This window comes from Pseudoxanthomonas daejeonensis (genome assembly GCF_022637495.1).
Taxonomy (GTDB): Bacteria; Pseudomonadota; Gammaproteobacteria; order Xanthomonadales; family Xanthomonadaceae; genus Pseudoxanthomonas; species Pseudoxanthomonas daejeonensis.
Genome location: NZ_CP093331.1, coordinates 2,433,404 through 2,445,184, shown reverse-complemented (window position 1 = coordinate 2,445,184; position 11,781 = coordinate 2,433,404). Strand labels below are relative to the sequence as shown.

The 11,781-nt window shown below is 71.1% G+C and carries 10 protein-coding genes; 2 read left to right on the top strand and 8 right to left on the bottom strand.

Annotation, left to right across the window (positions count from 1 at the left end):
• Positions 1–147: 147 nt before the first annotated feature.
• From murD to MNQ95_RS10935, 4 genes are read right to left on the bottom strand one after another with little or no spacing between them, the layout of a single operon-like run.
• Positions 148–1,536, bottom strand: coding sequence for a UDP-N-acetylmuramoyl-L-alanine--D-glutamate ligase (murD, locus tag MNQ95_RS10950; RefSeq protein WP_241952888.1), 1,389 nt, complete (start codon positions 1,534–1,536; stop codon positions 148–150).
• Positions 1,517–2,905, bottom strand: a complete 1,389-nt coding sequence (murL, locus tag MNQ95_RS10945) for a UDP-N-acetyl-alpha-D-muramoyl-L-alanyl-L-glutamate epimerase (protein WP_241952887.1) — start codon at positions 2,903–2,905, stop codon at positions 1,517–1,519. The genes murD and murL overlap by 20 nt, the downstream gene beginning before the upstream one ends.
• The gene (locus tag MNQ95_RS10940) at positions 2,902–3,399 is read right to left on the bottom strand and encodes a hypothetical protein (RefSeq protein WP_241952886.1); all 498 of its coding nucleotides are present in this window, start codon (positions 3,397–3,399) and stop codon (positions 2,902–2,904) included. The genes murL and MNQ95_RS10940 overlap by 4 nt, the downstream gene beginning before the upstream one ends.
• A complete protein-coding gene (locus MNQ95_RS10935) occupies positions 3,383–6,007 on the bottom strand; it encodes a bifunctional aspartate kinase/diaminopimelate decarboxylase (protein WP_241952885.1) in 2,625 nt (874 codons plus the stop codon). Before MNQ95_RS10935 ends, MNQ95_RS10940 begins: the two co-directional genes overlap by 17 nt.
• A 203-nt stretch (positions 6,008–6,210) precedes the next feature.
• Here MNQ95_RS10935 and MNQ95_RS10930 point away from each other — a divergent pair, with 203 nt between their 5' ends.
• Both MNQ95_RS10930 and MNQ95_RS10925 read left to right on the top strand, forming a co-directional pair.
• The gene (locus tag MNQ95_RS10930) at positions 6,211–7,074 is read left to right on the top strand and encodes a PhzF family phenazine biosynthesis protein (RefSeq protein ID WP_241952884.1); all 864 of its coding nucleotides are present in this window, start codon (positions 6,211–6,213) and stop codon (positions 7,072–7,074) included.
• Positions 7,075–7,106: 32 nt separating this feature from the next.
• A complete protein-coding gene (locus MNQ95_RS10925) occupies positions 7,107–7,985 on the top strand; it encodes a PhzF family phenazine biosynthesis protein (protein WP_241952883.1) in 879 nt (292 codons plus the stop codon).
• A 92-nt stretch (positions 7,986–8,077) separates the two neighbouring features.
• Here MNQ95_RS10925 and MNQ95_RS10920 read toward each other — a convergent pair whose 3' ends face one another.
• The 4 genes from MNQ95_RS10920 to hflX form a co-directional block, all read right to left on the bottom strand.
• Entirely contained in the window at positions 8,078–8,269 is a 192-nt protein-coding gene (locus tag MNQ95_RS10920) for a DUF2065 domain-containing protein (RefSeq protein WP_241952882.1), read from the bottom strand.
• A complete protein-coding gene (gene hflC, locus MNQ95_RS10915; RefSeq protein WP_241952881.1) occupies positions 8,269–9,132 on the bottom strand; it encodes a protease modulator HflC in 864 nt (287 codons plus the stop codon). The genes MNQ95_RS10920 and hflC overlap by 1 nt, the downstream gene beginning before the upstream one ends.
• On the bottom strand, positions 9,129–10,283 hold the full coding sequence (hflK, locus tag MNQ95_RS10910) for an FtsH protease activity modulator HflK (RefSeq protein WP_162410199.1): 1,155 nt from the start codon (positions 10,281–10,283) through the stop codon (positions 9,129–9,131). The genes hflC and hflK overlap by 4 nt, the downstream gene beginning before the upstream one ends.
• Before the next feature lie 164 nt (positions 10,284–10,447).
• On the bottom strand, positions 10,448–11,764 hold the full coding sequence (gene hflX / locus MNQ95_RS10905; RefSeq protein WP_162410200.1) for a ribosome rescue GTPase HflX: 1,317 nt from the start codon (positions 11,762–11,764) through the stop codon (positions 10,448–10,450).
• Positions 11,765–11,781 lie beyond the last annotated feature (17 nt).

The following is an 11,781-nucleotide window of genomic DNA, read 5'->3' as shown; positions in this document are numbered from 1 at the left end:
AGCGGCGAGTGTAGTCCGCGGACCCTCGCTGGCGGCGTGACGTGTGCACGCGAAACCCGAGGCGGCCCCGCCCTCCCGCATGACGCCAGCGCGCACGCGACCGGTTGCGTGCCGGCATTGCGGGACAGGCGGCGGCGATCCGCCCTGCTACGGGGCGATGCCCAGTCCCGGGATCGCGCTGATGCTGTCCGGATCGAAACCGGCCAGCGCGGCGAAATGGCGGCCGCGTTCGGTGTAGTCGCGATAGGCGCCGAAGCTGGGAGCACCCGGCGAAAGCAGCACCACGCCCTCGCCACCGAGCAAAGCGCGCGCGCGTGACACCGCATCGGCCAAGTCGCCCGCTGCTTCCAGCATGAAGTGCCCCCCGGCTGCGAGCGGCGCGAGCAACGCGTGGATCCGCGGGCCGTTGGCCCCCATGGTTACGACACCCAGCGGCGCCGATTCCCCCATGCGCGCGGCAAACTCCGACCAGTCCAGGCCGCGATCATGTCCACCAAGCAGGATCACCACCCGGCGCGCGCGATGGCAATCCAGCGCCGCCAGGCTGGCGTGCGGGGTCGTGCTGATCGAATCATTGACCCATGCGAGCCCGTCGCGCTCGCCCAGCCACTGCAGCCGGTGCGGCAGCGGGCGGAAGTCCAGCGCTGCCGGCGCCAGCGGCGCGGCATCCACGCCCAGCGCCTCGATCGCCGCCAGCACCGCGCACAGGTTGCCGCGGTTGTGCCGGCCCGGCAGGGGCACGGCCAGGGTGTCGAAGACGAAGGCGTCGCCGCGGTAGAGCGCATCGCCGCGCAGGTGCCAGCCGTCCTCGCGGTTGAACCAGGCGACCCCGCTTCCGGGCAGGTCCAGCGCCGCCAGGCGCGGATCAGCCGCGTTGAGCACCGCCGTGCGCGGGCGCGCCGCGGTGACCAGGGCCAGCTTGTCCTCGACGTAGCGCGCCTCGCTGCCGTGCCAGTCCAGGTGCTCGGGAAACAGGTTGAGCACGACCGCCACTTCCGGGTGCACGCCGCTGCCCGCCACGTCGCCGGTCTGGTAGCTGGACAGTTCGATCGCCCAGAACTCCGGCGCGGGATCCTCGGCAACCTCCAGCAGGGGCAGGCCGATGTTCCCGGCCAGCGCGGTGCGGTGCCCGCCTGCGCGCAGCAGGTGCGCCAGCAGCGAAGTGGTGGTGCTCTTGCCCTTGGTGCCGGTGACGCAGACCGTGCGCGCATCGGGGTGCGCGGCGAACCACAACGCGGTGCCACCGATGAAGCGGGTGCCGCGCGCGGACGCGGCCAGGGCTTCGGGCCGGTACGGGCTGATGCCCGGCGACTTCACCACCACGTCGAAGGCCGCGAGCAGGTCGGCATCCATCCGCACATCGGGCGTGAGCAGTGGATCGCCGAGCGCAGCCGCTTCGGTCGCTTCGGCCTCGTTGCAGAACAGGGTCAGCGGCAGTGCCGGCAGCGATGTGCGCAGGGCGCGCCAGGCGGCGCGGCCCTCGCGCCCCCATCCCCACAGCGCGACGCGGCGCCCTTCAAGCTGCGAAACGCGCACTCACCCGCTCCCATACGGCGGCAGGCACGCGATGTTCGCCGTCGATCACGAGCAGCGCATCGACCGCCAGTTCGCGCGCATCCAGCTGAGGCTGGATCTCGCGGACGAAGCGCGCCACGAGGACGTCCTCGCGCCAGTCCGCGCGCGCGGCCAGCGCGGCCATCGCGGCACGCGACTCGCGCCCCTCGCCCACGCATTCGAACGGCTTGTGGTCCTGGAATTCCAGCAGCGCATCGAAACCAGGCGCCTGCGAAACGTCGTCAAGCAGGTTGCGGCCGAAGATCCGCACCAGCCGCGTCTTGGGCATGAACGGCGCCAGCGCCAGGAACACGAAGTGGCATTTCGGGCACAGCCCACACCAGCGTTGCGCGGGCTTCTCGCCGAGGATGTGGAAATTGCGGTTGCAGCTGGAAAAGTACGCGTCGTAGTGGTCGCTCTTCGTGAACTGCCGGGCTACCGCCAGTTCCGAAAGGGGTCGCAGCAGCGAGTAGTAATGCAGGTCGGCCGCGACCGTGGCTTCGACGTGCTCGCCGAATGCCCGTTCGAAGGCCCAGCCCTTGGACCACTGGTGGTTCACCTCGCCGGTGACGGTGCCGTCGGCGGCCACGATCAGGCTGCCGTAGCTGGCCGAGCGCTCGTTGGAGAAGACCACCTGCCCGGCACCGGTCAGCAGCGCGGCCAGCACCAGGATCGCCGAATTCACCGCGGTCACCGGGATGTGGCCATTCCACGCGCCCTGCCGGTTGATCTCGAACAGCGCCGGCGCCAGTGCGCGACCGATGTTCAGGGTCGGCAGGCCGGTGCGTTCGGCGCAGGTGCGGATCAGCTGCGAACCGCCGATCCAGGTCACGACCTGGTCCACGCCGGCCGCGCGCAGGGCCTCGATGCTGACCAGCGAATCCTTGCCGCCGCCGATGGCGACCAGCGCGCGCGCAGCCAGGCCCAGCGCAGGCGCGGCCGATGCAGGCGCGACAGCCTCTTCGGCCAGGACGCCCACGGGGAAACGGATCCGACCGTGCAGGTCCAGGCCGTTGCGATAGGCGAACTCGCCCAGTCCGTTGAGGTAGACCTGTTCCAGTAACGCCGCGGTTGCGGCATCGATCGCGTAACCGTCGATGCGGATCTGTCCGGGTACCGCGGCCTTGTAGTAGCTGACGCCGGCGATGAGGTGCAGCAGGCGCAACGCACGCTCGACGGCGGCTGCACGCTGGTCGTCGAGCACGAACGGCGCACCGGGCACGGTGACGGTCTCCACCAGCTCCGGGCCATCATCGAAGGCGTAGGCGAGCTCCGCCACGCCGGTGGCGGCATCGAAGCCGCAGCGCACGAAGCGGAAGGTCCGGATGGCGTCTCGATCGAAACTGGTCATGCAATATCCGTGGTGGAACCTGCCAGCCGTCGCAGGTAGCGACGGCCGAGCATGAAGGCGATGGCGAACGCCGGCAGCGTCCCGATCAGCAGGGCCGCGAGCGTAGCGCCGAACACGATGGAAGGCACCCAGTCCGCCAGCTCGCGAAGCGGCATGCCGGCGGTGGCGAACTGCTGGTCGAGCAAGCCGGTGGACAGCACCCAGCAGGCGACCGCGAGCGGGTACAGCAGGAGTGCCAGCAGCGTCGCGCGCAGGGCCAGGCCCGGGGTGCGCCACCGGCGTCCCGCCCTGCCCCGACGCCCGTGCCACGCGGTCACGATCCAGGCAGCACCCAGCGCAGCCAGGCCGCCTGTGGGACTCCATCGCGCACCCATGCGCAGCGCCTCGCCCAGCGGCTGCTCGAACACGAAGCTCGAGGCGAGCAGGTATCCCAGCACCGCGACCACGATGCCGGCCAGCGTCGCCAGGGCGATGAACTCAGCCCGCGGACTCATCGATCACGTCCTCGGCGGGCAGCTCGCGCTGGTTGTAGGTGCTGGCCATCGCGTGGCCGTAGGCGCCCGCGTCGGCGATCAGCATCACGTCGCCCGGCGCGGTGGCCGCCGGCAGGGGGCGCTGCCTGCCGAAGATGTCGCTGGATTCGCAGATCGGGCCGACGATGTCGAACATCGCCTCGGCCGCCTCGTCCAGGCGCTGCAGGTTCACGATGTCGTGCCAGGCGTCGTACAGCGCGGGCCGCACCAGGGCGTTCATGCCCGCGTCCAGGCCTACGCGCAGCACACCATCCTTCTCGATCACCTGGGTGGCATGGGCCAGCAGCACGCCGCACTCGGCGACCAGGTAGCGGCCCGGCTCGATCACCAGCCCGAACGCCGGGTGTACCGCACGCACCTCCGCCAGGCTGGCCGCCCACGCGTCCAGGTCGAACGGCTCGTCGTCGGCGCTGTAGGGAATCGGCAAGCCGCCGCCGATGTCGAGCGTGGACACGGTGCCGATGCGGCGGGCGAAGCCGGCCAGCTCGTCGCACATCTGCCGCCAGTGGCCCGCGTTCTCCACCCCGCTGCCCAGGTGCGCATGCAGGCCGGTGATGGTGGTGCCCAGCGCGCGCGCCGCGTCGACGAACTCGTCCACGCGCTGCGCCGACAGGCCGAACTTGGAATCCTTGCCGCCGGTGTTGACCTTCTGGTGGTGGCCGTCGCCGTGGCCCAGGTCGATGCGCAGCCAGACCTGGCGGCCGCGGAACAGCTCCGGCCAGCGCCGCAGCGCCTCGACGTTGTCCACGGTGACGGTGACGCCCAGGGCGAAGCCCTGCTCGTACTCGTGCATCGGCGCGAAGCTGGGCGTGAACAGCACCCGGCGCGGATCCAGGCCCGGCACCGACGCGAACACGTGCCGGAGCTCGCCCAACGACACGCACTCCAGGCCGAAGCCCTCGTCCACCAGTGCACGCAGGATCGCCGGGTGCGAATTTGCCTTGATCGCGTAGTAGCGCTGGTCGACGGGGGCCACCGCCTTCAGTGCGCGCGCACGCGCACGCACGGTGGGCAGGTGATAGACGTAGCGCGGCGTGCCGGCCGCGGCCATCTGCAACAGGCGCGGTCGCTCGCGATGCCACCACGGCACCGGCCGCGGCCGCACCGCGCCATCGAGCTCGCGCCAGCGCGGCCCGAAGACTTCCTTCTCCAGCACCGGCATCGCGCCGCTGTCGATCAGCGCGCCGTGCAGTTCCGGCAGCAGGCCGTCGGCATCGGCCTCGTCGATCACGAAGGTCAGGTTAAGGTCGTTGGACGATTGCGAGATCATGTGCACGCGTTCGTGGCCGAAGCTCGAGAACACCTCCGACAACTTGTGCAACAGCGAGCGCATGCCGCGGCCGACCAGCGTGATCGCCGCGCACGGAACAATCACCTTGACCCGGCCGATCTTCTCCAGGTCGGTGGCCAGTGCCGCCAGCACGTTCTCGCTGAGCAGGTTCTCGCTCGGGTCCAGCGACACGGTGACGTTGGTCTGCGAGGTGCCGATCATGTCCACCGACAGGCCGTGCTTGCGGAACAGGGCGAACACCTCGGCCAGGTAACCGACCTGCTGCCACATGCCGATGTCTTCCACCGACACCAGCACCACGCCGTTGCGGCGGCTGATCGCCTTGACCCCTGGCACCGTCGCCGCGCTTCGGTCGATGGTGGTGCCGGGCAGTTCCGGGCGTTCGGTGTCGAGGATCGCCATGGGCACGCCCGAATCGCGGCACGGCTTGATCGAGCGCGGATGCAGCACCTTGGCGCCGGTGGTGGTGATCTCCTGCGCCTCGGCATAGCCGAGCCGGTTGAGCAGGCGCGCGTCAGGCACTTCGCGTGGGTTGGCGCTGAACATGCCCGGCACGTCGGTCCAGATTTCCACGCGGTTGGCGCCGAGCAATGCACCGAAGTAGGCGGCCGAGGTGTCCGAACCGCCGCGTCCGAGGATCGCGGTGCCGCCCTCGGGATGACGCGCGATGAAACCCTGGGTGATCAGCAGGCGCGTGGGCTGTGCGTCGAAACGCGCATGCCAGGCCGCGTCGGCCTGCCACTGGCAGCTCACCGACAGCCGTCGCGACCAGTCGCTCTGGTTGGCCTGCGGCGGCAGCGCGTCGAGCCAGTCGCGCGCATCGGTCCAGCCCATGTCCAGGCCCTGCGTGCGCAGGTACGCGGCACCGAGCGTGGATGACAGCAGCTCGCCCTGGCCGAGCACTTCGGCCTGCCAGTCCAGCGGCCGCGTGGCCGCGCGCGGGTCGTCGAGCAGGCCGCGCAGTGCCGCCAGGCGCGCGCCGAGCACCGCTTCGGCGTCCAGCCCGAGCTCGGCGACGAAATCCAGGTGCCTCTGCACAAGTCCTTGCACGCGCTGCGCGCTGTCGCTTGCACCATCGGCGATGGCCGTCAGTTCGTTGGTCACGCCCGAAAGCGCGGACACCACGACCAGCACGCGCGCGCCGGTCTCTTCCGCCCGTTTTTTCGCCAGCCGGCCGATCGTGTCCCAGCGATGGCGCCGCGACACCGAGGTACCACCGAACTTGAGGACGATCCATCCGCCCGTGGCGGAGTCTTGCTTGGGCGAAGCTGGGGACATGGAGTGCGCTGGGGGACCACCCGACCACCGGGCATGAACCGTCGATTCTAAGCCGAATCGACGGCCCGGAACCCGCTGCCGGCAGGCGGCGGGCACCGCCTTGGCGCGCTTCGCTGCGGCAGCCGTCGACCCGGCCCCGCGCGGGCGCCACCGCGGCTCCATACTTCGCCCCTGCCACGTGCACTCCCGCCAGGATTCCGCGCATGCAAACCCGCCGTTACATCCAGCTCGACGTGTTCGCCCCCCGCCCCGGCGCCGGTAATCCGCTGGCGGTGGTCTACGACGCCGGCGACATCGACGACGCGGCCATGCAGGCATTCGCGGCCTGGACCAACCTGTCCGAAACCGTGTTCTTCCTGCCGCCCACCGCGGCGCAGGCCGATTACCGGATCCGCATCTTCACCCCGCGGATGGAACTGCCCTTCGCTGGCCACCCCAGCGTCGGCGCTGCCTGGGCCGCGCTCGACGCCGGCCTGGCGCGCGAACGCGACGGCCGGCTCGTGCAGGAATGCGCCGCGGGCCTGCTGCCAGTGCGGATCGACCGCGACGGCGACGACGTGCAGCCATCGGTACGCAGCCCGCAGGCGCGCGTCCGCGAAGACGTGGCCGCGCCCGCCTGGCTGGTTGCCGACACCGTCTGGGGCGCCGCGCGCGGCGCGCTTGCCCCGGCGCTCTGGAACAACGGCCCGGACTGGTGGCTGCTGGAGCTGGCCGACGAGGCCGCTGTGCGCGGCCTGCGGCCGGATCTCACCGCCATCGCCGGCCTGCCCGGCAGCGGCAAGCTGGCCGTATTCGCGCGCGGCGAAAGCGACTCGGACCTGGTGGTTCGCGCATTCGCTCCCGCGGTCGGCATCGCCGAGGACCCGGCGACCGGCAGCGTCAACGCCAGCATTGCCGCCCTGCTGCACCGGCATGGGCGGTTGCCGGGCCGGGGTCGCCGCTACATCGCCAGCCAGGGCCGCGAGATCGGCCGCGATGCGCGGCTGGCGCTGGAAGTCGACGACGAGGACGGCGTCTGGGTCGGCGGCCGGGTGCACGCGGTGATCCGTGGCACGGTGGACTGGTAACCTCGGCCGCCTCCCCCGACAGGATCGTCGCCATGGCCACGCGCCCCTTCGTCCAGGTGGACGTGTTCGCCGACCGTCCCGGCGCCGGAAATCCGCTGGCGGTGGTGCTTGAAGCCGCCGGCCTGGACGACGCGACGATGCAGGCGATCGCCCGCTGGACCCGGCTGCCGGAAACCACCTTCGTGTTCCCGCCGACGCGGCCTGGCGCCAGTTACGGCATCCGCATGTTCAGCCCCAAGCGCGAAGTCCCCTTCGCCGGCCACCCCAGCGTCGGCACCGCGCACGTGGTGCTGGACGCAGGGATCGCGGAAGCGCAGGACGGCATGCTCCTGCAGGAAGGCATCGCCGGCCTGCTGCCGCTGCGGGTCGACGCATCCGGCGGCGTGCGCCGGATCGCGATCCGCACGCCGCGCTCGCGCCTGGTGGAGACCGCCGATGGCCGCGGCTCGCGCATGGCAGAAGCCCTGGACTGGCTGCCACTGGGCGAACTGCCGCCGGCGCTGATGGACGGCGGCCGTCGCTGGTGGCTGGCCGAAGCACGCGACGAGGCCACCCTGCGCAACGCCATGCCCGACTGGGAAGCGATCGCCGCCCTGGCGCGGGCCACCGAAAGCATGGGTGTGCTCGCCTTCGCCCGCTGCACGGGCGGCGACTACCAGGTCGCCGCGCGCGCGTTCGTCGGGGGGCCGGCGATGTTCGAGGATGCCGCCTCCGGGGCGGCCAACGCCACGCTGGCCGCGTGGCTGGCGCAGCGCGATGCGCTGCCGGGAAACGACGGCCGCTACCGGGTCAGCCAGGGCCGCGAAGTCGGCTACGACGCCCGCCTGGAAATGCAGGTGGATGGAGAAGGCGAAGTCTGGTCGGGTGGCCGCGTGGTGAGCGTGGTCCGCGGCACGATCGACTGGCCGTAGCGGCAGCGGGGCGACGCGATCGCGGTCGCGACGCACCGGTGCGCGGCCCTGCCCGCTCCTGCCGGAGCGGAGAGGCAATGGTGCGACGGGACTCAGCCCGCCCGCACGAACCACAGCGACGCGAGGCCGCCGACGAGGACCACGGCCCCGAGACGCCGCAAGGCGGCGTCCGGATTGGCCAGCAGCTGTTCCATGGTCCGCCGCCACAGGCCCGGCGCAGCGAACAGGAACAGCCCTTCGAGCACCGCCACCAGGCACAGGGCCTGGACGAGCGCGGCGGGCATCAGCGCTCGTTCTTGAAGTACTGCAGGAACGGATCGTCGCGATCGAGCACGATCACGCCCTGTCCGTCGGCGAACGCGGCGCGGTAGGCCTGCAGGCTTCGGTGGAACGCGAAGAAGCCCGGGTCGCCTTCAGCGGCCTGCGCGAACAGGCGCGCGGCCTGTGCATCGCCTTCGCCGCGGAACCGCTGCGCATCGCGCTCGGCTTCCGCCACGAGCACTGCCTGGTCGCGATCGGCCTGCGCACGCACGGTGCGCGCCTGCTCCTCGCCCTCGGCGCGCAGCGCACTGGCCACCTGCTTGCGCTCGGCGCGCATGCGGTCGTAGACCTGCTTGATCACGTCACTGTCGGTGGGCAGGTCGATCTGCTTGAGGCGGATGTCGACGATGCGCATGCCCAGCGTCTCGGCGCCCTTGTTGATCCCCTCCAGCTGCTTGGCGATCACCTCGCTGCGGTCGCCGGACACCAGCTGGGTCAGCGTGCGCGAGTTGATCTCGTTGCGCAGCGAGTCCTTGATGATCGGCGCCAGGCGGTCGGCCGCGGCCGACTCGATGCCGCCGGTGGCGCGGTAGAACGCGCGCGCATCGTTGATGTAGCCGATCGCCACGAAGTCGACGCTGACGTCCTTGCGCTCGGAGGTCAGGTAACGCTCCGGCGAGAAATCGATCAGGGCGAAGCGGCTGTCGAAGGTGCGCACGGTCTCGACCAGCGGCCACTTGAAGTGCAGGCCGGGACCGATGTCCGTGCGGGCCACGCGGCCCAGGTTGAGGACCAGGCCCACCTGGCCCTCGCGGACCACGTAGACCGAGCCGAGCAGGCCCAGCAGGGCAGCGACCGAAAGGGCGATCCAGAGCGTGTATTTCATCGGGTAGGCTCCTCGCGTCCGGTGCGCACGGGATCACGCACGCCGCTGCGTGCCGGTTCGGGGCTGCTTTCGATCGCCGGCAGCAGCGCCTCGGGGGGTGGTGTCGACATCGCCGGCGCCGCGGCGGCACCCGCGGCAGGCATCGGCACGTAGATCAGCTGGCGACTGTCGGCACCCACCACCTTGCGGTTCTGCGAGAGCACGTCCTGCACGGTCTCCAGCCACAGGCGCTTGCGGGTGACCTCGGGCGCGTTGCGGTACTCGTCGCGCAGCAGGCTGAAGCGGGCTGCGTCGCCCTCGGCCTGGGCGATCTTGGCGGCCTTGTAGCCTTCGGCCACAGTGCGCCTGCGTGCCGCCTCGCCTCGCGCCTCGGGCACGACGCGGGCCGCATAGGCGCGGGCTTCGCTGATCAGCTGGTCCTTGATCTGCTGGGCGCTGTTGACCTCGTCGAAGGCCGGCTTGACCTCCTCCGGCGGGCGCGCGTCCTGCAGGTTCAACTCGGTGACCACCAGGCCGGTGCGGTAGGCATCCAGCGAGGCCTGCAGCTGCTTGGCGGCGCTCGCCGACAACGGGCCGCGTGCGCCGAGGACGGTATCCAGGTTGGCACGGCCGACCTGTTCGCGAACCACGCTCTGCGACACCTGCTCCAGCATCCGGTCGGCATCGCGCGAGCCGAACAGGTACAGGCGCGGGTCGCCGACCCGGTACTGCACGTTCATGGTCACGCTGACGATGTTCTCGTCCCGGGTGAGCACCGGCACGGTGTTGCTGAAGGTCTTGATCTGGGTCGCATTGACCTTGATCACCCGCTCCACCGGCCACGGCCACTTCAGGTTCGGGCCGGGCTCCATGACGCGTGCGAACTGGCCGAAGCGCAGGACGACGCCGCGCTGCTGCTCGCCAACCAGCTGGAAGCTGCTCAGCAGCACCAGCAGGGCCGCGCCCAGCAGGATCCAGCGACCGAAGCCGGCACCATTGCCACCGCCAAACAGGTCGCGCAGCTTCGCCAGCACGCCGTCAAGGCCGCTTCCGCCATTGTTCGAGGGCCGCCGCGGCGGCCACGGGTTGCGCGGCGGGTTGTCGGGGGAATCCCCGCCCTTGCCGGGGCCGCCGCTGCCGGGGCCGCCGCTACCAGGGGTGTTCCAGACCATGAAAACTCCGTTTCTTAGGGGCCGGTCCTACGCCGGGGCGGCGGACAGGTCAGGGCCCGATTCTAGCAAGACCGCGCCGGCGCTCCCCCGGCCATTGGTATGGCCTGGCCGGGACGACGCGTTCCAGGCATCGGAACGTGCCGCCTCCAGGCCAAGGCATGCGCTCAATCTTCTTCGTTCGGCGGCGGCAGCAATGCGCGCAGCGGCTCGCCGTCGGCACGCGCGGCCAGTCGCTCGGCCTCGCCACGCGGCAGGTCCACGTGCAGCAGCCAGCCGTGTTCGTCGCCCTGCTCGGCGCGCACGGCTTCGAGCTGGTGCAGGCGCGCGCGCAGGCGCCCGGCCTGCGGCGGCAGGCGCAGTTCGCCGAACACGCGCTGCAGGTCGAGCCGGCGCGCCAGCGCGGCCTGCAGCAGCTCCATGCCGCGACCATCGCGGGCCGAAAGCCAGACCCGTTCGCGGTGGCCCGGATCGTCGGATTCGCCGCCGTTGTGGTCGTGGCGCGGCTCGGCGCCCTCGATCCGGTCGATCTTGTTGAACACCAGCAACTGCGGCAGCTCGCCGGCGCCCACTTCGGCCAGCACCGCGTCGACCTGGGCGATGCGGTCCTCGCGCAGGGGATCGGCCGCATCGATCACGTGCAGCAGCAGGTCGGCCTCGCGCGCCTCCGAGAGAGTCGAACGGAACGCGGCGACCAGCTCGTGCGGCAGGTCGCGGACGAAGCCGACGGTGTCGGCCAGGACCACGCTGCCGCCCGGCAGGGCGATCCGGCGCACGGTCGGATCGAGCGTGGCGAACAGCTGGTCGGCGGCGTAGGCGTCCGCGCCGGTCAGTGCATTGAACAGGGTCGACTTGCCGGCATTGGTGTACCCGACCAGGGCCACCCGCGGCAGTTCGCTGCGCACCCGCGCGCGGCGCATCTGCGCGTGCTGCACCTCGACCTTCTCCAGCCGGCGCTGCAACTGCTCCAGGCGCTTCTGCAAAAGCCGGCGGTCGGTCTCCAGCTGGGTTTCGCCGGGGCCGCGCAGGCCGATCGAACCGCCGCGCTGGCGTTCCAGATGGGTCCAGCCGCGGACCAGCCGCGTGGCCATGTGCTTGAGCTGCGCCAGTTCGACCTGCAGCTTGCCTTCGTGGCTGCGCGCGCGCTGGGCGAAGATGTCCAGGATCAGCCCGGTACGGTCGACCACGCGCCGCTCCAGCGCCTTTTCCAGGTTGCGCTCCTGCCCGGGGCTGAGCGGATGGTTGACCAGGATCAGGTCGGCGCCGGTGGCATCGGCCGCGGCCTTGACCTCTTCCAGCTTGCCGCTGCCGATCAGGGTCGCCGGATTGGGCTTGTCGATGCGCGCGGTCAGGGTCGCCGCGACGCTGGCACCCGCCGAGCGGGCCAGGTCGGCGAACTCCTCGAGCACATCCTCGGGCACGGCCCCACCGGCGTGGGGCTGGATCAGCAGCGCGTTTTCACCCTTGCGGGAACGTTCGAACAATCAGGACTCCAACAACT

Bases quoted from the DNA above. Each gene is read 5' to 3' on its own strand.
- murL (WP_241952887.1), bottom strand. From the start codon at position 2,905: ATGACCAGTTTCGATCGAGACGCCATCCGGACCTTCCGCTTCGTGCGC.
- MNQ95_RS10940 (WP_241952886.1), bottom strand. From the start codon at position 3,399: ATGAGTCCGCGGGCTGAGTTCATCGCCCTGGCGACGCTGGCCGGCATC.
- MNQ95_RS10935 (WP_241952885.1), bottom strand. From the start codon at position 6,007: ATGTCCCCAGCTTCGCCCAAGCAAGACTCCGCCACGGGCGGATGGATC.
- MNQ95_RS10930 (WP_241952884.1), top strand. From the start codon at position 6,211: ATGCAAACCCGCCGTTACATCCAGCTCGACGTGTTCGCCCCCCGCCCC.
- MNQ95_RS10925 (WP_241952883.1), top strand. From the start codon at position 7,107: ATGGCCACGCGCCCCTTCGTCCAGGTGGACGTGTTCGCCGACCGTCCC.
- MNQ95_RS10920 (WP_241952882.1), bottom strand. From the start codon at position 8,269: ATGCCCGCCGCGCTCGTCCAGGCCCTGTGCCTGGTGGCGGTGCTCGAA.
- hflC (WP_241952881.1), bottom strand. From the start codon at position 9,132: ATGAAATACACGCTCTGGATCGCCCTTTCGGTCGCTGCCCTGCTGGGC.
- hflK (WP_162410199.1), bottom strand. From the start codon at position 10,283: ATGGTCTGGAACACCCCTGGTAGCGGCGGCCCCGGCAGCGGCGGCCCC.